We start from the raw sequence: 19,443 nt of genomic DNA, 5'->3' as shown, positions 1-19,443 counted from the left end.
CAGATAATAAAAAGGTTGAAGATACGTCAACCGTAACAAGTGAAAACTGACTGGGGGATTTAAGCATGTATGAGCTACTAATTGTTGATGATCATGCTCATCTCGTGGACAGTCTCGAACGCACCATGCCGTGGGAAGCGCTCGGCATTGGCAAGGTTCACAAGGCTTTCTCTGGCGAAGAGGCACTCGAACATTGCAAGAGCTATCCCGTCGATATTATCATCACCGATATTCGAATGCCCGGGATCTCCGGCCTGGAGCTGATCGAGCATATAAAAAAATACGACAAACACTTCAAAAGCATCCTGCTATCCGGCTACGGCGAATGGGACTACGCACAGGAGGCGATCAGACAACAGGTGGATGGTTATCTGCTCAAGCCAGTCGACCAAAGAGAGCTGGCCGACATGCTGCGCCAACTTACGGAAGCGCTTCATCTGGAATGGGACGAACGGGGAAAACAGGTGAAGGCAATGAGCATGCTCAGCGAACATATGCCATTGTTTCGAGAAAAGCTGCTTATGGATCTGCTTCAAGGTAGGAAGCTTGCTCCCAAGCTTCTCGAAGAAAAAATGGCTTATTATCGGCTGCCGTTCTGTCCGAGCGACGAAACTGCAATATGCCTCCTACGCATTGAATCGTCTGCTGAGGAGTTGAACTGGAAGGACCAGTCCCTGCTCTCCTCGGCCGTCGCAAATATCGCTGAGGAAACCTTCTCGGAATTGTTTCATGTCTGGCACGGGCGTGATGCGTACGAGCATGAAGTCTTCGTTCTCAAGGTACGGGAAGAGTCATGGCTAGCGCGGGAGAAGGAGCCGGAGCTTAATCGGCAGCGATCCCTCGAACATTTGGCGGCCAGGCTGCAGCAGCACGTCAGACACTTTCTCAAAAGCAGCATTTCAATCGTCGTGAGCCACTGGCAGGTCATGGCTCATGGCCTGCGTGAAACTTACCAGGACGCACTGGCTATACTCACCCGCCATCTTGGCGGTGAGACGGACCTCTTAATCCGCCTGCAGGACGCCTTAGTGCCGGAAAAGCCCTACCGAGTCCATAGTCTTTACGAGTCACCCACGTTGATCCAGTTGTTCGAAATTTACCAGTGGGAGGCGATCTCTGCCAAGTGGGACGCCATTTTCCTTGAGGTGACAAACAAACGAATGGATTCACGGGAAACGCTCCTTGAGCTCTATTATCACGCGATGGGCGCCTTCAGCTTTTTTGCCCACAAAAACGGACTCAGCCTGCTTGAGATCATCCCTCCAGAGCTGGAAAAGGCCTCTGAAGCCAACCGTTTCCGCCATATGTACCAGCTTCAGGATTGGATAGTACTCACGCTCGAGCGATTGCGGGAGATGACCAAAAGCGAATGGAACAATGAGCAAGTAGCGCTCATCCGTAAGGTCCAGCAGTTCATCACAGCGCATCTCGCGGACGCCACGCTGCAGACGGCAGCGGATCACGTCGGCCTGCATCCCGCGTATCTGTCCGCTCTGTTCAAAAGCAAGGCAAGCGAAAATATTAGCGAATATTTGTACAAAGTGCGCATGCAGCGCGCGCGGGAAATCCTTATCGAGCAACCAGAACTCAAGGTTAGCGACGTTGCGACGGCAATCGGCTACCATAAGCCGCAGTACTTCATCAAGTTGTTCAAAGAGCATTGTGGACTGACACCGCAAGACTTCCGTCATCAATCCTCCTGACCGAACGGGGACATTATAATGAAACTAACCATTTTCACAAAAATTGTACTTGTCATCTTTCTACTGCTCGTCTCTACCCTGCTTCTGTACTATCTGACCAATCGCTCCAGCGTGCGGCTCATCAAGCAGGAAATTCAAAGAGTGAAATTGAATGAGCTTACTTTCCTGGCCGGAGACATCGACAACAATCTGTCCAAAGTATCGTCCTTTAGCGATTTTCTCGTACTCGACAAAGATGTGCGATTGCTTGCGACTCCTTCCTTTCTGGAAGGAGATTTTGAGCTGAACAAGTTGAAACTGCGGGTATCGGACAAGTTGAACCTGTTGCATGCCCTGAACAACTGGAACGCCGAATTTATGGTGATTTACGATGAGGATAGTTCATCTTTCTCCTCCACGTCCTCTTCGTCAAAGTTAAGCGAACTGTACCTGGAGACGCACTTCCGTCCGTTCTGGCAGTATGAGCAGACGGGCGATGGCACGTATTTGACGTATTATTTGGCGCATCCGTACACCTTCCGCTTTGATCCGGAGGAAGTGTCTTATGTCGTCAGGGCCAAGATCGACACCAAAAATGTACTCGCCTACTTGGACCGCGCCAAGGGAACGAACGACAACAGCACAATCTTGTTGTCTACGGCCGGGGATGTGCTTGCAAGCGACACAGGGAAGCTTCCTTTCATCCGTGAATTGACAAGCCGACTTGAAGTTGGTAAAGAACTGAGTGGTAACCGACTTATTAAACTGAACGGTGAGCAATACCTCGTTAATTTCACTGCTCTGAGTAACTTTAAAGATTGGTACATCGCCGACTATACCCCGATCAGTGAGGTGCTCAATCCGATCTATGCCAACCAGCGTCTCTACTACTTCTCTAGCGTTTTCCTACTTCTGTTCAGTATCCTGCTCGCCCTGCTGTTATACCGGGACGTGCAGATTCCGATACGTAAACTGCTCTGGGGCGTGAGGAAAATCACATCCGGTCAATATTCCATCAAGCTCCACCAAGAGAGCAATGACGAATTCATGTATTTGTTTGAGCGCTTCAACGAAATGTCCAAAGAGATCAAAGAATTAATTGAAAGGGTTTACATGGAACAGATACGCTCCAAAGAAGCAAAGCTTCGGCAGCTCCAATCCCAGATCCAGCCGCACTTCCTGTACAACTCGCTTGCATTTATCAAGAGTATGACCGAGCTTGATGAGAAGCAGGCCGTCATTGACATGTCTATAAGCTTAAGCCGTTATTTCCGGCAAACGATCAAGTTCGAGAACACGTATACAACGGTGCGGGATGAGCTTGAGCTCGTCCGGTTATACCTGACGATCCAGAGCCTTCAGATGGACCGCTTCGTTTTCATCATTGATGTCGAAGAGCAGCTCCTCGATATACAGGTGCCGCGACTGCTTCTACAACCGCTCGCGGAAAATGCCATTCTGCACGGCATTGAGGCGCTGCGCATGGTTGGTGACATCCGAATTCGTGGCTATTCCAACGGTGAATATTGTGAGCTTATTGTGGCGGATAACGGCTGTGGTGTCGAGCCCGGTCGACTCGACACGCTTCGTAATGCAATCTACTACGGCGCGGACGCCAATACTGCGTGGGCGCTTCACAATGTATATGAGCGGATGAGAGCGATGCTCGGCTCAGAGGCCGATATGGAGCTGGCTAATGGAGAACTGGGTGGACTTCAGGTGACGTTGCGCTGGAAAGTGGTCCGTGAACAGGAGGTAACAGAGATATGTTAATCTGGAAATGGTTGAGGCAGACAGGTCTGTTTGGCCTCGCGATCATCTTGTTTCTAGTCGTTATGATTTTCTCGTTTATCTTTTGGGAAGATCCAACGGCACCCTCCCAACTACTGAAGAAAGAAAACACTTCTGTCAGGCCTGCCCCTTCGTTCATCGGTGGAAAATATGAGTCTCCCGTCGTCTTGACGACCGTTGGGCATCTGTACCCGGACATCGAGTTCAAAAACGGTGAGGATCTGCAAAACAACGTACTGAGCCGACTGTTTGAGGACAAGCTTGGCATCAAGGTCAATTACCTCTGGACGACGACTGGTGATGAGGATGTCTACATCAATAAACTGAACACCTTGATCGCGACCGGTCAGTCCCTTCCCGACATCGTCACATTCAAGGGTGGACAAAATATGTATCCACTGCTGCGCTCCGGTGCCTTCCGCGACGTAGGAGAGTTGTTCGAGCAGTATGCCTCACCCAAGTGGAAGGCAGCCATGGCGCAGGCACCCGAGTCGTGGGAGCGGTACATGATCAACGGCAAAAAAATGGCGATACCAATCCTCGACGGCAAGATGAATTCGAACGAGGTATTGTACATTCGTCAGGATTGGCTTGATAAGCTTGGTCTGAAGGCGCCCACCACCCTCGAAGAGATGGAATCCGTCATGGATGCGTTCGTTCATCTAGATCCGGACGGCAATGGTAAAGACGACACCTATGGACTTAGCATCAGCTTGAAAAATTCGTTTTTCACCTGGATGTCGGATGCGGGATTTGTATTTGGGGCTTATGGGGAGATGCCGGATATATGGAGCACAGACCCGGACGGGATGCTGTCTTACGGTACGGTCCAACCAAGTGTTCGGCAAGGTCTAACGACGTTAAAACGCTGGATGGAGCGAGGCTACATACCAAAGGATGCTGAGATTCTCGATGAGGTCCAAGCGACGGAATCATGGAAGCTTGGCAAGACAGGCATGATTGTGGCGCCGCTGTGGGCGGCCGGATGGCCGCTAGGGAACGTAACTGCGAACGTACCGGACGCCCGGTTCGAGGCATACCCGATCCCCGTCGGGCCGAGCGGCTTATCTGGTACGCGTGGCACACCACCAGAGTATGGGGCAATTGCTATCAACGCAGATATGGCGAATCCCGAGATTTTTTTCAACTATATGAACTTTGTTTATGACAACTTCATTGATCCTCCTGCTGGCTCACCGTATCGCTGGGGTATCGCTGAAGGCTACGACTACGGCTATGAGGATGGCAAGGTGACATTTCTGGAAAGCCAGGTTCCGGGCGGTTTTGCAGACCCCCAGAAGTATCTCTTAAGCCTGTCTCTCCCCTCTGTGCCTAACCTGCTCAGTGAATCGATTGCTCGCATCAACAGCGGTGTATCCGATCAGACCTCATATGACATTAAAAACAAGCTACTCCGTACACCTCAAGAGCTGAAGGGCTGGCAAATCGTTGAAAGCAATCCCTCCGTCTACAAAACAGATGCCTTCACAGGTGCACCTACGCATACGATGGAAAAGATCGGTGACGCCCTTGACGAGTTACTGCATGACGCGATGCTCAAAATCGTATACGGGCAGGAGCCGTTGTCAAGCTTCGATCTCGTCGTCGCTAGATGGCACAAACTAGGTGGCGATAAGATCACTGAAGAGGTGAACAACTGGTACACATCGCTGGAAAAAATCAATCAATAATCGTTGTTTTCTGTGGGTTATTTAAAAATTGAAAGGATCAGATAAAAACATGGCGCACAATGTAAGTTGTACGCCATGTTTGATGAAATATTAAATTAATGCAGCTCTGAAATGATGGGATAGATTGGGCTTCTCAGATTGAAATTGTAGTTCAGGTCTACAATCCCTACGACTTCGTTGTTATCATATAGATCTAACATGAAGCCTGCCATTTCTTTGGCAGTGTGGTATTTAGACATGTTTGCTTTGTAATCAAATTCTTCTGTGTCTAATGATTTCTTCACGAATTCCGTTTCCGTAATTGCTGGAGCCAGTACTTTTGCTTTTAATTTTGCCCCTTTTATTTCAAGTTCTTTGGCAAGCCCTTCTGTGAAGGCACTCACGTAATATTTCGATGCCGAATACGCAACACTCCCAACAGCGATGGCATATCCAAGTGCGGATGCAACGTTAATTAACTGAGTTCCCTCTACGTCTGCGTAATCTCGCACATACAGTGTGGAAAGGATCGTTAGGGACTCAATGTTCACACGCAGCATCGTTTCAACTTTCTCCAAATTCTGTTCTGCTACAAAAGAACCTTCACCGAGCCCCGCATTGTTAATCCAAGTCTCAATTTGGTATTTCTTAAGCGTGTTATAAAGTGTGTATGCCTGTCTTGTATCCGAAAGATCACTTGTATGAACAATAACATCTACTGTAGCATCAATATTCTGAATTGCTGATTTGAGTTCTTCTAATTTGTCCACTCTTCTAGCGACCAGGATTAAGTTTTTGCCACGTGCAGCAAATGCCAATGCTGTCTCATATCCAATCCCTGAACTTGCACCCGTAATAACAGTATATTTCATCCTATTTTCTCCTTATCAACATGTATTTTATATAGATAAGCTTTCAAAATAATTTTAGAACGATCGTTCTTGATATTGCAAAAAAAAAGTTAGATCTAACTTGCTATTTAGAATATCATTTCTAGAACGAACAGTAAAGAATTATTTTCTGACTACTATATAATGATGTTTGAACAGGGAACTATGAGTTTTGCCAGACATGCGATACAAGTTCTTTATAACGTTAACAGAATAAGAACCTGTATCACTAAAACAAATCAGCCTTCGTGGAGACAACTCCCTCTTTGCCATCCAAGCTATAACTCCACTTTCAATCTAAAACGGATAATGTCATATCCATAATATTTGTTAATTTTTGCTGATCCGTAGTGGTCTTAACCAACGTACGTATGCCCACCCATGCATTCATCAAATAATGAGAAATAACTACAGGATCAATGTTAGCCTTGATTTCACCCTTTTGCTGGCCTTCCAGAACAAGGTTTCTCAAGAATTCCTCTGTTCGCAAGTAACTCTCATTAACCAAGGATGCAACTTCAGGATCCAATACGCCCAGTTCTACGCCTGAGTTTACAAGAAAACATCCTAAAGGTTGTCCTTCATTTCTTATTGTTGACTCAAACAATGCTCGAATGATCTCTTTGATTGGTTTTTGTGTATCAATCAGAAAGCTCATTTTGTTGGTCTGCTTCGTTTCATATCGTTCAAGAGCTTTCATAAAGAGAGCATGCTTATCCCCAAATGTATCATAGATACTTCTGCGGTGAATGCCCATAAACCCTACCAAATCCTGCATTGAAGTTTTCTCATATCCTTGGGCCCAGAACAATTGTATGGCTTTATCTAATACTTCATTAACTTCAAATTCTTTGGATCTTGCCATCCTCATCACCTCGAATAATCATTATACATTGGAGTGAACCATCGGCAAACTAAAATGAACAAGTGCATAGATTACAGGGATGACATGCGCAAAAGAAGATTTATTTTTTCACAACGTCATCCATGGCTTGAACAGCTAATTCGAATGCCTTGATTCTTCTTCTTAAAAGCGTCTTTTGAGGGCTGCCCGCTTTGGACTTATTATAACTGTTCTCAAGTGATGGGAATAATCCAATCAGAACATTTCGAGCTCCTGCTAACTCTTCGTTGGTGTACTGATGAGCTTTTTGATTCCAGGCCATTTCCAGCATAGCCAAACCGACGTATAAGGCGTTAAGTCGTTTCTTTAATAAAGTAGTGTTATTCCCTTTCTGAGTCAAATTAGTCAAGGCGTTTTCGGATTTGCGTATGGTCGATTGGAAAGCTTGAATGGATAGCAATTGTTCTTCCTCTGATACATTTTCCATGTAGTGCTAACCTCTCCTTTTCTCATGCATACAACTAATTTACATTTCCCGCGAGGTGCGATCAATAATATAACGGGCAAAAACTACCGCAGGTTTCAATGTTAACTGTCTTTTTCACCGTAGCAGATGGATAAATTAAAAATCCCGCCCTAGACATTTTGTCCAGAACGGGACGTACTTGTTGAATTAATCGTTTGCGTTTTCCTTGGTCAACAGCTTCAATTCAGCAGGGATTGATTTTTCTACCTGCTTGCCGCCCAGTACATCCAGAGCAGCTTGCACCGCCAGCTGGCCAATCAGTACTGGCTGCTGAGCTACTGTTGCTGTCAACTTTCCGTCCTTAATGGATTTGATCGCATCATCATTGCCGTCAAATCCAATCACGGGAATGTCTTTACCAGAACTTTGGATCGCTTCGATCGCCCCCAATGCCATCTCGTCATTATGGGCAAATACAGCCTGCACGTCAGGATTGCCCTGCAGCAGATTCTCCATTACATTCAAACCTTTGGAGCGATCAAAATCGGCAGATTGCTTCGCAACCACATTAAGTTTTTGGTCAGCAATCTCGTGGAAACCTTTCCCCCGCTCTCTTGTTGCGGAAGCTCCGGGTACACCCTCAAGTTCAATCACTTTTGCTCCCTCGCCAAGCTGTTTTACGAAATATTCCGCCGCCATTTGTCCACCTTTGACGTTATCGGATGCGACCAATGCTGCCACGTCGCCTTTGTCTGCGGAACGGTCCAATGTAATTACTGGAATACCCACGCTATTGGCCGATTGAACAGCCGTTGAGATTGCCGCCGAATCCGCAGGGTTAATCAGCAGAGCATCCACGCCCTGTTGAATCAGGTCGTCCACATCATTGGTTTGTTTGGCTGAATCATTTTGAGCATCAACCACGATGACCTGAATTCCTTGTTTTTTGGCTTCTGCAACGACTCCGTCCTTGAGGGAAACAAAGAAGGGATTATTCAACGTAGAAACTGACAGGCCGATTTTTTTCTGTCCATTGCTTCCGGCAGAGTCGGGCTTAGCCCAACCCGGAGGCTCCAAAGAGCATCCTGCAAGAACGATCATCATTACGCTTACAAGCAATATGGTTAGTTTTTTCATATTCGCTTCTCTCCTTAAGCCGTTTTCTTGCGGTCCAGCAGGACAGCGATGGCAATAACGACACCTTTTACAACCATTTGATAAAACGAGTTCACTCCGAGCAGGTTCAAACCATTGTTCAACACGCCGATAATCAGGACCCCAATCAATGTACCGACGATCCGTCCTCTACCACCTGATAGGCTTGTTCCACCCAGAACAACAGCTGCAATGGCGTCCAGTTCATATGAAGTACCTGCCGTTGGCTGCGCAGAATTCAGACGGGAAGTCAGGATCGCGCCTGCCAGCGCTGACAGCATACCTACCAGGGAGTAAATCATGATTTTCACACGATGCACTTTAATACCTGAGATAATAGACGCTTTCTCATTGCCACCAAGCGCGTACGTTTTACGGCCGAAAGAAGTTTTGTGCAAAATCGTCCACAGAATTACGAAAGTAATGAGCATTGTGATTGCTGGAACCGGTATGCCTAGCATATAACCACGACCGAACAGTTGGAACAGCAGGCTATCGCCCAATCCGGTAATCGGATTACCGTTCGTATATACCAGCGTCAATCCACGGAACACCGTCATCGTCGCCAATGTAGCAATAAACGGAGCCATCTTGCCTTTTGTTATCATGAGTCCGTTCACCATACCCATGACACCGCCGAGCGCAACCCCGATAATGATCGACAGAATCGGATCCAGGCCAGATAGCATCATATTGGCTACAAAGGCGCTAGATAAAGCCAGAATGGAGCCCACCGACAAGTCGATGCCGCCTGTCAGAATGACAAATGTCATGCCAAAGGCAATCAGCGCGTTAATCGAAACCTGACGCAATAGATTTAATATGTTAAGCGGTTCCAAAAAGCTTGGATTTAATACCGATACGATGATAATCAGAATGATCAGTCCAAGCAACGGACCTAATTTCTGTGTTAGATTCGTCAAGCGGAAACCGCTTTTGGCGGGTTGGTTTTCCTGCAAAGTTGTCATATCATTGTCCCCCTGTAGCCAATGTCATAATGTTTTCCTGTGTTGCCTCTTCTTTTGCCAGTTCACCACTAATGCGTCCCTCATGCACAACCGCGATTCGATCGCTCATGCCAAGCACTTCAGGCAGTTCGGAAGATACCATAATGATGGCAACTCCGCGGTCAGTCAGCTCGTTCATCAACTGATAAATCTCTCGCTTGGCTCCAACATCCACACCGCGTGTCGGCTCATCCAGGATGAGCACACTTGGGCCAATGCCGACCCATTTGGCGATAACCACCTTCTGTTGGTTGCCCCCTGACAGGTTTCGTACCGCTGTTTCGGATGATTGTGTCTTAATTTGCAAACGTTTGATGAGCGTATCTACGAATTCCTGTTCTTTCTGGGTCGAGATGAACCCCTTACTTGAGAAGCTGAACAGATTAGGTAAGGCCATATTCTCACGAATGGAGAAATCTAATACCAAACCTTCATCTTTCCGGTCTTCCGTAATAAATCCAATTCCATGTTTAACCGCGTCGGCAGGCTTCCGAATATGAGCCTTTTTGCCTCGAATCATAATTTCGCCACCGTCCAGAGGCTCCAAACCGAAAATCGACCGCATGATCTCTGTCCGTCCCGAACCCATCAGCCCGGAGAACCCGAGGATCTCGCCTGCTCTCACCGTAAAGTTGATATTTTGGAACAATCCTTTGCTGCTTGCGTTCCTTACTTCCAGGACCACTTCACCATACGAAGGATTGCGTGCCGGATATCGTTCCGTAAGTTCCCGTCCGACCATCTTCCGCACAACTTCGTCAAAACTGGTCTCCGGGATCGCCTTGGTATCTACCGTTTTACCGTCACGCATGATCGTAATCCGGTCGCAAATGGTGAAAATCTCCTCCATCCGGTGCGAGATATATACGATGGAAACTCCATTTTCCTTAAGCGAAGTGATCACGCCGAACAACTTCTGAATCTCCCGCTCCGTAAGCGCCGCCGTGGGCTCATCCATGATGATTACTTTGGCGTCGGTCATCAGTGCTTTGGCAATTTCAATCATTTGCTGCTGACCGACAGAACATTCCCCGGCAGGACGATCCAGCGGAATCTGTACGGAAAGCTTGGCAAACTGCTCAGTGGCAAGCGCTTTCATTTGTCTTGAATTCAGCAATCCAAAAGACGAAGTTATTTCCTTACCTATGAAGAGATTATCAAGCACCGTCATTTCCGGCCAAACGTTTAACTCTTGGTGGATAAAAGCAAGCCCCATCTTCTCAGCTTCCTTCGGATTGGCAAAATAGGTTTCTTTGCCGTCAATGGAGATGGTTCCCTGATCCCGCCCATGAAGACCGATCAAAATGTTCATTAGCGTGGATTTTCCAGCCCCGTTCTCTCCCATCAGGGCATGAACCTCGCCTTCCTTTAGTTCGAAATCCACCCCGCTTAGCACTTGGTTGGTGCCAAAAGCTTTATATATGTCTTGCATCTGAATATGCATGATACCGTCCCCCTTTTAACCGAAAATGACGCCCGATTGTAAAATGCAATTGGCATACGGCGTAGCTTCGCCCGTACGAATGACCACTTTGGCATTCCGGGTCAACGCCTTGAATTGTTCATGATTAATGGAAACGTCAATGGCTTCATCGCCAAATTTCTCGGTAATAAACTGCATAGCTTCTGGATTCCCTGCCTTGATTTCTGTTGCCAAAATCACTTTCTCAACGACCATATCGTCCGCAATAAGCTCCACGATCTCTTGAAAACTCGGTGTTCCCAGTTTCAAGGACAAATCGATTTTGGGGACCCCTTCTGGAACCGGAAGGCCAGCATCCGCGATGACAATCATGTCCGTGTGACCCAAATCAGACAACACCTTCGAAATGTGACTGTTCAATATTCCCAGCTTCTTCATTTCAGGCTTTCCTCCACTTCATCCCGTGTCGGCATGCCTCCTTGTGCCCCAAACTTGGTCACGGATAGCGATGCAGCCCGGTTGGCGAATCTAATGCTGTCTTGTAGCGGTTTGCCTTCAGCCAAAGCCACCGCAAATGCGGCGTTAAACGTATCACCCGCTCCGGTTGTATCCACTGGTTCCACCTTATAAGTAGGTACAACGATTTCCTGTTCGCCGTCAAAATATCTAACTCCGTTGCTGCCCTCCGTAATAAACAACTTGTTTGGATATTTGCGCAGCGCTTCTGCCGGAGTCATGCCCTGAAACAATATCTCGGCCTCATGCTCGTTCGGCGTGATATAAGCAGCTTTGTCGATGACCTCATCCGGTACTTTTCTCGCTGGAGCTGGATTCAATAACAGCGGAGTTCCGCTTTGGGCGCAAATCTCGCTGACACGAACAACGGTTTCCTCCGGGATTTCCTGCTGAATCAATACAATATCGGCGCGGTGGATCACTTCTGCCGCTTCATCGACATAGGCTGGTGTAACTTCACGATTTGCCGCTTCAACCACCACGATACTATTATCACCTTCAGCCAGCACGATATGAGCCGTACCACTCTCCATATGTGTAACCGGTTTCACATTCTGCGTATTTACACCATTTGCTTTGAAATTATTTAAAATGGATGTACCAAAAGTGTCATCACCCACCCGGCCGATCATGGAAACGTCGGCCCCCAGCCTTGCGGCAGCAACTGCCTGATTTGCTCCTTTGCCGCCAGGAACTGTTTTGAAGCTGTCGCCAAGGACGGTTTCACCCGCCCCCGGCCGCCTTGCAGAAGTAACAACCAAATCCATGGAGCTGCTGCCAATTACGCATATTTTAGCCATCTGAATTCACCTTTCTTGTTGTGCCCCGTTCAATGAAACTGACCGGAAGCTGTATGTGTTTGTTTTCGATTGGAGCTTGTTCCACCAGTTTGATAAGCAAACCGGCAGCTTCCCTTCCCATCTCATATGCCGGTTGGCGAATGGTCGACAATGCTGGTGATAGCAGGCTGCTCATCGGGATATCGTCGAAGCCGATAATTTGCATATCCTCCGGAACTTTTTTACCGATGCGCAATGCCTCGTGCAGTACCGCCATAGCTGCGATGTCATTACTTGCAATGACTCCGTCTGTATCGCCGTACTTGCTAAAAAGCTCATCCGCCCATAACCCAACATCGTTAAAGGAAAAGGATGTCGTTTGGATTACGCGGTAATCCAGACCAGCTTGACGTATGCTCTCGATTGCGCCTTCAAAACGATCCTGCGCAGGCTTGATATGTGCCGGTCCCTGCATAACCGTAATTCGTCGACTTCCACGCTTGATGATCTCCCGTGCAGCCAGACGTCCGCCCTCTCTGCCATCCGCAAATACGGAGGGACTGTCCAGAGGTGTTCTGTCAAGAAACACCACGGGAATTTTCAAGTTCTCATATATTGAAGAATGAGGGTAATTCGTTGAAGAGATTACGCCGACTACATTATTCTGGATAAAAGTCTGGATGTAATCCTTTTCCTTCTGTTCATCCTCATCACTATTTCCGAAAATCAATCTGAAATCCTGCTCCTGCATCCGGTCCTCTACGCCGCGTGCAAGCTGCGGAAAGTAAGGGTTTGCAATATCGGGTAACAGCAGGCCAATCAATTTGGACTTACGCTTGTATAAAGAGCGGGCCACCTCATTGGGAGAGAAGTTAAGCTGCTTGACCGCCTCCTCCACTTTCTTACGAGTGTCCGCATGAACATAACCTCTTTCATTAATGACCCTTGATACAGTGGCAACTGAAACGCCAGCCAATTTAGCTACATCTTTTATTGTTGTCATGAACGTTCACTCCTATGTGTGTAACCGGTTACAGATATGAAAATATCATATTTTATTAAGTTTGACAATCCTTTTGTTACTGGAAATTTATCCAAGTCACCAGAAAGAGACCTGATTACACTTGCTTTATTATGCCCTAGCATCTTCATAAAATGACTACTTGCCTTGAATTCAACTTATCCATTAGAGTAGATATTGGAGGTGTACATCATTGAAATTTAACGAGTATGTTATAGGCGAGACCTATAGAACAGAGTCTATTCAATTGTCAAAGAAAGATATTATTGATTTTGCAAAAATATATGACCCTCAATATATGCATATAGATGAGGCAAAAGCCAAAGAAGGACGCTTCGGCAGCCTCATTGCTTCGGGTATGCAGACGATGAGCACGTCCTTCAAACTTTGGGTGGAACTCGGGATATATGGAGAAGATGTTATCGCAGGAACCGGCATGAATAACATAAAGTTTATCAAACCTGTGTTTCCAGATGATGAAATCAATGTTCTATCCGAAGTGATTGAATTGGCTCCAAGAAGAAGCAGGGGTGGAATTGTTACCGTGCTGCTCACTACTTTTAATCAAAATAATGAGAAGGTTTTTCAGGCAGAATTAAGTGCTCTGATTAGCAACTGAATTTGTACAATTCGTTTCCGTTGTTGACTTTGAAAACAAAAACGATCGCACATCAGGTCTGATGCGCGATCACTGCTGTACAATCTCAATTCGTGTATCATTTACAATATTTCGATATATCCTTCTGTTCCATGTACCCGAATTCGCTGCCCATCTTTTATTCGATGAGTTGCCTTCTCCACTCCGACAATGGCTGGCAAGCCATATTCACGCGCAATCACAGCTCCATGGGTCATCAGTCCACCCACTTCGGTAACTAGGCCTTTTATAGAAACAAATAATGGTGTCCAGCTCGGATCAGTATAGGGAGTCACTAGTATATCTCCATCTTCCAGATCCGCATCTTCAATATTGAAGATGACACGTGCACGGCCCTCTATCACTCCGGAAGAAACAGGCAGGCCGACAATGGCTTCGGCTGGCATATTTTCACGTTTATACTGACCTGTAATGATTTCACCATCAGACGTGAGCACGCGAGGTGGAGTTAGCTTTTCATAGATTTTATAATTGTCTTTCCGTTGGGTAATGATCTTCTCATCCAGTTTATTGGTGCGTACAACTTCACGAAGTTCTTCAAAAGTGAGAAGGTATATATCCTCTTTTTCGGCAATAACACCGGCTTGTGCAAGTCGTTCGGCTTCTTTCAATAAAGCCTGTTTATATACGAAGTAACGATTGATCATGCCGTATTTGGGATATTCCCGATAACCGATGAAGTTGCGAACTAGGTCAATCATTCGTTTCGTTTCCTTGGCTTTTTGTTCACCATCAGGCAATAGCTTCAATCGATCCAATATTTCCTGTTCTTTCTTCAATGCTTCCTGTCGTCCCTGCTCAAATTTTCGTTTGCTTGCATTAGGCTTAAAGTTTCTGATGTTACCCAGAATCAACGGTACAAGTGTAATGGGTTTTTCAATCCAACGGGTTCTGGTCAGATCGATTTCTCCGGCACATCGCATTCCGTATTTGTCCAGATAATCCTGGATCGCTTCCCTTGTTTCCTGTCCACCCTCAACCTTAACCAGTTCATCCATAAAGTCATCCTCTTTCACTTGCTGTAAATAAGCAATGACTTCAGGATACGGACGAATCACATCTGCAACATCCAGTAATGCCAGACCCATTTCCGAAGTGATATTGTTAGGTACAGATTGAGACAGCGTATCTGCTGCATTTTTCTCACCCAACCACTCTTTCATGTTTTCATTGATCCATGCTGAAGCATTCATGGCAGTCATAAATACATTTGAACTTCGTGGGTCAGATAGAAATCTCTTCAATTCTTGCAGATCTTCAAGGATAAAATCAAACAAATCCAATCCAGACTTATTTTGGATGTTACGTTTTAGCTCTTCTACTGAGGCTTGATTGCTTGTAATCAATTCAAAGACGATAGTCGATTCATTTTCAATATGTGCTTGAAAACCCTCAGACGCGCTCGGTTTATGGTGATTACGCGGAGTTGGTGCTGGATGATCAACAGGTAACGATTTTATGAAATTCCCGCGCTCGATTACAGTTGTAAGTGCGTCCTTAAGGAGCGGATCGGATTGTCCCATGGTATTTATGAAGTTTTCTCTCATGACAGGCGAAGCTAGCCTAGGCGTAATATCAACAAACAATCTTCCACCAGCTATACGCATGGGTGCCGGAGTCGTTAATAGAAAGAAAGATAAGCCCAGCGGTTTCATGGGATCAGTCATCATTTGTTGATGACCCACAGATAGGTACACATGATTTTCTTGGTCACTCGCTTCAGGGATCGGGTATAACGTTGTGATTGGCCGACTTTGGACAATATAAAACATATCATCCGCCAAACACCATTCAATATCTTGCGGGAAACCAAAATGAGCTTCGATCTGTCTTCCTATCCGTGCCAGTTCTAAAATTTGTTGATCGTTAAGTGTTTGCGTCTTTTGCAGCACGGGATCGATCTGATGTGTATACGTTCCACCTTCTTTCCGTCCATAGATACCCAACGTTTTGACGGCTATCCTCTTATCGACAATTTCACCTTCCCGGACTTTATAACAATCAGCAGATACCAATCCGGACACCAGCGCCTCACCAAGTCCAAAACTGGCGTCGATAGAAAGCAGTTTCCGGTTGGATGTGATCGGATCAGCCGTAAATAAAATCCCTGAAGCCGTTGGGAATACCATCTTTTGAATGATAACGGACAAATAAACCTGACCATGGTCAAATCCATTTTGCATACGGTAAATTACCGCGCGATCGGTAAACAGGGAAGCCCAACATTTGCTGATATGATGCATAATTGATTCTTTCCCAATGATATTTAAGTAGGTGTCTTGTTGACCCGCAAAAGAGGCATGTGGTAAATCTTCAGCGGTCGCACTGGAACGCACTGCATACGCATGGCCCTCTCCAAATGTGGAGAGATAATGAGCAACTTCTTTTTCAACATCGACTGGAATGTCTACGCCCAGAATAAGTTCCCTGATCTTCCTGCTGATTTCACCAATTTGCTCTCGTTCTTCTACTTTCAACAAGGTTAATTGATCCAGTAAAGCATGATACATTTCATTTTGTTCAATGGCTTTCTGATATCCAACGGTTGTAACACAAAATCCTTCAGGGACGTAAATTCCTTCAATCTTTGATAACTTCGCTAGATTTAATCCTTTTCCACCAACGAGTGCAAGCTGCAATTTTTCCATTTCCTGAAACCCGATAACCAAAGAACTCATTCCGAATCTCCCCTAACCAATAAATTGAGAAAAAAACATTTGACAAAGAGTTTACCGCCATGATAAGATTTAAATATAAGATAAGATATTTATGTCTTCGATGTCAAAAGAAATGTAATCTGATTATATCATTGTGTTTGTTTATATACAATATCGAAGAACTTGGGATAATTACCCAGGTTCTTTTTTGATTCAAATAATATTAATCCCTATAGAAACATGGCTCTCCTCAACCAGATCACTGTCGTGAACATGTTATGTACCACAGATGTTGAAGCCAACAGAAAAAGCAACCTGCCCTCAAATGAGGTTGGGCTGCTTTTTTTCAGTAATCGCCTTTTTAAGACAGTAAACATTTCAACAGGGTAACAAGATCTCAATTTTCGTACCTTGCCGCACTTTGGATTGTACATGAATTTCTCCGCCGTGTGCTTCCACGATCGTTTTGGCGATACTCATCCCTAGTCCAGAACCTGCCGTCGATTCCTCTGTATTTGTTCCCCGATAATAACGATTGAACAAATGCTGCAGCGTTTCCTCATCCATCCCTTTCCCATTATCAAATACGCGTATACATGCCTTATTGTTCATTCTGCCGATGGAGACGGTGACGTTAACGCCTGGCGGGTTATGCTTCACGGCGTTGGACAGCAAGTTATCCATTAACCGCAGCAGCCAGGTTTCATCAGCCTGTACCCACAAGGGACGCTCCTCCCCAACATAGTGAAACTGGTATTCAGACAGCGTAGCGTCATTGACATACTTCAGCACGGAGCAGCGCACCAGTTCAACCAAATCGATTTTCCGAATCTCCATAATCGAATCGCCCTGCTTAAGCTGATGAATCATGGAAAAGTCAGAGATCAGCTCAAGCATATAATCCCCTTTTTCCCGGATCGTCGCCCCCATGGTACGCATCTCTTCTCGGCTCCATTGTTCCGGTAAACTCTCCAGCATATATCCATACCCTTGAATGGTGGACAGAGGTGTGCGCAGATCATGTGAAATTCCTGACATCCATTCTCTTTGATCTTTCTCCAGCCGCTCGCGCTCCTTCTCGGTTTGGGCCAATTGATCAGCCATTTGGTAGAAGGATTCAATGACTTCCTTATAGAGCCTGTATCGGTTTCGCATCGTGCCATTGGAGCGGAATATCTTGCGTTTGTCCTTGGCGGTAAGTACCTGATCATACTGCCCCCGCCCCATACGTTCGAACCAGCCTGCGAACAAAATCAGCGGCTGACCGTAACGGTAGCCATGCCAAATCGATAAGGGTACTGCCAAGAGAAGAGCTAGACCTGCAAACCACATAAGTCTGCGCGTTGCCGTATCCATCGCTGGATGTTTCAAAGGGCCACCCGCTGGATTGGGCGTATAAAGAATCCAGGTCATTCCACTACGCTGGTCCCGATGGGCGACTATATTGGTATCATAGTTGCTGGGCGATTGCTGGATTGCCAGAATGTCCAGTGGACGGTACCCCTTCTGCAAATACGTTCCATCACCGATGGCTTGTTCGGTATGACCCGTGGAATTAATTACCTGGAGATAACTACCGGTTTCACGCAGTCGCTGATCCAGAAAGGAAAGCTTTTCGCTAGATACCATGCCTTGCTGCCCGTATTCGTCGAACCAGGCCTTGAGCTGATTAAGGTCAGAACTTTGGTAGCCAAGGATATACAGAACCGGCACATTAAAGGCAAAGTTCAGATGAGTTTGAACAGCATACGTCCCAAGTGTCCGTGTCTCCTGAATATCGAGCAGTTGGGCGATAGAGTATGATGGCGACAGCCCATCATGCGTATCTGTATTTACTTCGTAAATGACCCCTCCTTCGGCATTTACAACCTGCATCCACATTCCTTTTTCCTCAATGAGCTTATCCCACTTGGGGGAGATTTGAATGGTCCCGTCTTTTGAAGAAGCTTCTTGAGCAATCAGTTGTAAGGCACCCACCGGAAAGTTCCGGCGCAACTCACTATTGGTCGTGTTTTGAAAGAATATAATGCAAGCAATGAGAGTAATCGCCAGAATGATCAGGGCATAAAAGATCAATTGATACGTGAAGTGAAATGTCATGCGCTGTTGTATCTTCATTGCTCCTGAAACTCCTTTGACAGCTTGTAGCCGAGCCCGCGTACTGTCAGCAGCAGCTTTGGATTTCCTGGATCGATCTCGATCTTCTCTCGTATGCGCCGAATATGTACCATTACCGTCGAGTCATCTCCCTGTCCGTTGATCCCCCACACCTGATCGTAGAGCTGTGTTTTGGAAAATACGACTCCCGGAAACTTGCAGAAATGCAGTAGCAGATGGAAAACCTGTGCAGGACAAGGGACAGGTTGTCCCTCCACGATTAACTCGCCCTCCGCCTCATTCACGGTGAAGCGTCCGAATCGGTAAACCCCTGGTTCAGGGCGTTTCAACTGACTCACAGTTGGAGCTTCAGGCTCTAAACGGCGTATGCGCGCCTGAATTCTTGCAGCTACCTCCAAAGGATTGAAGGGCTTGGTAATATAATCGTCCCCGCCCATGGCGAATCCTCTCAGCACATCGAGATCGGATGCCTTAGCCGTCAGAAACAAAATATGCGGATTTCCGTATTCACGGAGCTTGGAACAAAGCTCCAGACCACTCCCGTCCGGGAGCGTGATGTCGAGCAGGACAATATCCGGGGCAACACGCTGTACCAGATCGAGAGCTTCCGCACAGGTGGAAGCATCGTACAGCTGATGAAACCCAGCCCTTCGAAGCACCATTTGCAGCATGGTGACTATCGAGGGTTCGTCGTCGACAATTGCAATTTTAATATCCGTTTGATTGGTCATCGTTTTCACCCATTTCATAGTAGCATACTCACATT

General features: G+C 46.4%; 16 protein-coding genes. 4 read left to right on the top strand and 12 right to left on the bottom strand.

The features are described 5' to 3' along the window. Positions 1-65 precede the first annotated feature (65 nt). Genes CRO25_RS03870 through CRO25_RS03860 form a run of 3 tightly spaced genes read left to right on the top strand, consistent with a single transcriptional unit; the run spans position 66 to position 5,164 of the window. Complete coding sequence (locus CRO25_RS03870; protein WP_063562743.1) at positions 66-1,703, top strand: response regulator; 1,638 nt, start codon at positions 66-68, stop codon at positions 1,701-1,703. Between the two features lie 18 nt (positions 1,704-1,721). Further along, the gene (locus tag CRO25_RS03865) at positions 1,722-3,455 is read left to right on the top strand and encodes a sensor histidine kinase (RefSeq protein WP_079693869.1); all 1,734 of its coding nucleotides are present in this window, start codon (positions 1,722-1,724) and stop codon (positions 3,453-3,455) included. Next, positions 3,449-5,164 carry an extracellular solute-binding protein gene (locus tag CRO25_RS03860; RefSeq protein WP_079693870.1) on the top strand — a complete coding sequence of 572 codons (1,716 nt, stop codon included), beginning with the start codon at positions 3,449-3,451 and terminating at the stop codon, positions 5,162-5,164. Before CRO25_RS03865 ends, CRO25_RS03860 begins: the two co-directional genes overlap by 7 nt. A 95-nt stretch (positions 5,165-5,259) precedes the next feature. On the opposite strand, the gene CRO25_RS03855 is transcribed toward CRO25_RS03860, so the two are convergent. The 9 genes from CRO25_RS03855 to CRO25_RS03815 form a co-directional block, all read right to left on the bottom strand. Beyond that, complete coding sequence (locus tag CRO25_RS03855) at positions 5,260-6,015, bottom strand: SDR family oxidoreductase (protein ID WP_072733233.1); 756 nt, start codon at positions 6,013-6,015, stop codon at positions 5,260-5,262. A 310-nt stretch (positions 6,016-6,325) separates the two neighbouring features. Continuing rightward, positions 6,326-6,898, bottom strand: coding sequence for a TetR/AcrR family transcriptional regulator (locus CRO25_RS03850; protein WP_079693871.1), 573 nt, complete (start codon positions 6,896-6,898; stop codon positions 6,326-6,328). 100 nt (positions 6,899-6,998) lie between these two features. Beyond that, the gene (locus tag CRO25_RS03845) at positions 6,999-7,364 is read right to left on the bottom strand and encodes a hypothetical protein (RefSeq protein ID WP_079693872.1); all 366 of its coding nucleotides are present in this window, start codon (positions 7,362-7,364) and stop codon (positions 6,999-7,001) included. Positions 7,365-7,550: 186 nt separating this feature from the next. Beyond that, entirely contained in the window at positions 7,551-8,480 is a 930-nt protein-coding gene (rbsB, locus tag CRO25_RS03840) for a ribose ABC transporter substrate-binding protein RbsB (RefSeq protein ID WP_063562748.1), read from the bottom strand. A 14-nt stretch (positions 8,481-8,494) separates the two neighbouring features. Next, positions 8,495-9,466, bottom strand: coding sequence for a ribose ABC transporter permease (rbsC, locus tag CRO25_RS03835; RefSeq protein WP_063562749.1), 972 nt, complete (start codon positions 9,464-9,466; stop codon positions 8,495-8,497). Position 9,467: 1 nt separating this feature from the next. Continuing rightward, complete coding sequence (locus CRO25_RS03830) at positions 9,468-10,949, bottom strand: sugar ABC transporter ATP-binding protein (protein ID WP_079693873.1); 1,482 nt, start codon at positions 10,947-10,949, stop codon at positions 9,468-9,470. Positions 10,950-10,964: 15 nt separating this feature from the next. Beyond that, complete coding sequence (gene rbsD, locus CRO25_RS03825) at positions 10,965-11,366, bottom strand: D-ribose pyranase (protein WP_072733236.1); 402 nt, start codon at positions 11,364-11,366, stop codon at positions 10,965-10,967. Next, on the bottom strand, positions 11,363-12,244 hold the full coding sequence (gene rbsK / locus CRO25_RS03820; protein WP_079693874.1) for a ribokinase: 882 nt from the start codon (positions 12,242-12,244) through the stop codon (positions 11,363-11,365). Before rbsK ends, rbsD begins: the two co-directional genes overlap by 4 nt. Continuing rightward, positions 12,237-13,226 carry a LacI family DNA-binding transcriptional regulator gene (locus tag CRO25_RS03815; protein ID WP_063562753.1) on the bottom strand — a complete coding sequence of 330 codons (990 nt, stop codon included), beginning with the start codon at positions 13,224-13,226 and terminating at the stop codon, positions 12,237-12,239. Before CRO25_RS03815 ends, rbsK begins: the two co-directional genes overlap by 8 nt. A 211-nt stretch (positions 13,227-13,437) precedes the next feature. On the opposite strand from CRO25_RS03815, the gene CRO25_RS03810 reads away from it, so the two are divergent. After that, the gene (locus tag CRO25_RS03810; RefSeq protein WP_063562754.1) at positions 13,438-13,863 is read left to right on the top strand and encodes a MaoC family dehydratase; all 426 of its coding nucleotides are present in this window, start codon (positions 13,438-13,440) and stop codon (positions 13,861-13,863) included. Between the two features lie 101 nt (positions 13,864-13,964). Here the strand turns inward: CRO25_RS03810 and ppsA are convergent, their stop codons facing one another. From ppsA to CRO25_RS03795, 3 genes are all read right to left on the bottom strand, one after another. After that, positions 13,965-16,580, bottom strand: a complete 2,616-nt coding sequence (ppsA, locus tag CRO25_RS03805) for a phosphoenolpyruvate synthase (protein WP_079693875.1) — start codon at positions 16,578-16,580, stop codon at positions 13,965-13,967. A 357-nt stretch (positions 16,581-16,937) separates the two neighbouring features. Further along, entirely contained in the window at positions 16,938-18,677 is a 1,740-nt protein-coding gene (locus tag CRO25_RS03800) for a HAMP domain-containing sensor histidine kinase (protein ID WP_063562756.1), read from the bottom strand. Next, positions 18,674-19,426 (bottom strand): response regulator transcription factor, encoded by a 753-nt coding sequence (locus CRO25_RS03795; protein WP_240321268.1) that lies wholly within the window; start codon positions 19,424-19,426, stop codon positions 18,674-18,676. Before CRO25_RS03795 ends, CRO25_RS03800 begins: the two co-directional genes overlap by 4 nt. Between the last annotated feature and the right edge of the window lie 17 nt (positions 19,427-19,443).

Origin of the sequence: Paenibacillus sp. RU5M, assembly GCF_900221055.1 — a bacterium.
Classification (GTDB): domain Bacteria; phylum Bacillota; class Bacilli; order Paenibacillales; family Paenibacillaceae; genus Paenibacillus; species Paenibacillus marchantiae.
This window is presented reverse-complemented; position numbering and strand designations above follow the sequence as displayed.

Bases quoted from the DNA above. Each gene is read 5' to 3' on its own strand.
- CRO25_RS03865 (WP_079693869.1), top strand. From the start codon at position 1,722: ATGAAACTAACCATTTTCACAAAAATTGTACTTGTCATCTTTCTACTG.
- ppsA (WP_079693875.1), bottom strand. From the start codon at position 16,580: ATGAGTTCTTTGGTTATCGGGTTTCAGGAAATGGAAAAATTGCAGCTT.
- rbsB (WP_063562748.1), bottom strand. From the start codon at position 8,480: ATGAAAAAACTAACCATATTGCTTGTAAGCGTAATGATGATCGTTCTT.
- rbsC (WP_063562749.1), bottom strand. From the start codon at position 9,466: ATGACAACTTTGCAGGAAAACCAACCCGCCAAAAGCGGTTTCCGCTTG.
- CRO25_RS03870 (WP_063562743.1), top strand. From the start codon at position 66: ATGTATGAGCTACTAATTGTTGATGATCATGCTCATCTCGTGGACAGT.
- rbsK (WP_079693874.1), bottom strand. From the start codon at position 12,244: ATGGCTAAAATATGCGTAATTGGCAGCAGCTCCATGGATTTGGTTGTT.
- CRO25_RS03795 (WP_240321268.1), bottom strand. From the start codon at position 19,426: ATGAAATGGGTGAAAACGATGACCAATCAAACGGATATTAAAATTGCA.
- CRO25_RS03845 (WP_079693872.1), bottom strand. From the start codon at position 7,364: ATGGAAAATGTATCAGAGGAAGAACAATTGCTATCCATTCAAGCTTTC.
- CRO25_RS03860 (WP_079693870.1), top strand. From the start codon at position 3,449: ATGTTAATCTGGAAATGGTTGAGGCAGACAGGTCTGTTTGGCCTCGCG.
- CRO25_RS03850 (WP_079693871.1), bottom strand. From the start codon at position 6,898: ATGGCAAGATCCAAAGAATTTGAAGTTAATGAAGTATTAGATAAAGCC.
- rbsD (WP_072733236.1), bottom strand. From the start codon at position 11,366: ATGAAGAAGCTGGGAATATTGAACAGTCACATTTCGAAGGTGTTGTCT.
- CRO25_RS03855 (WP_072733233.1), bottom strand. From the start codon at position 6,015: ATGAAATATACTGTTATTACGGGTGCAAGTTCAGGGATTGGATATGAG.
- CRO25_RS03800 (WP_063562756.1), bottom strand. From the start codon at position 18,677: ATGAAGATACAACAGCGCATGACATTTCACTTCACGTATCAATTGATC.
- CRO25_RS03830 (WP_079693873.1), bottom strand. From the start codon at position 10,949: ATGCATATTCAGATGCAAGACATATATAAAGCTTTTGGCACCAACCAA.
- CRO25_RS03815 (WP_063562753.1), bottom strand. From the start codon at position 13,226: ATGACAACAATAAAAGATGTAGCTAAATTGGCTGGCGTTTCAGTTGCC.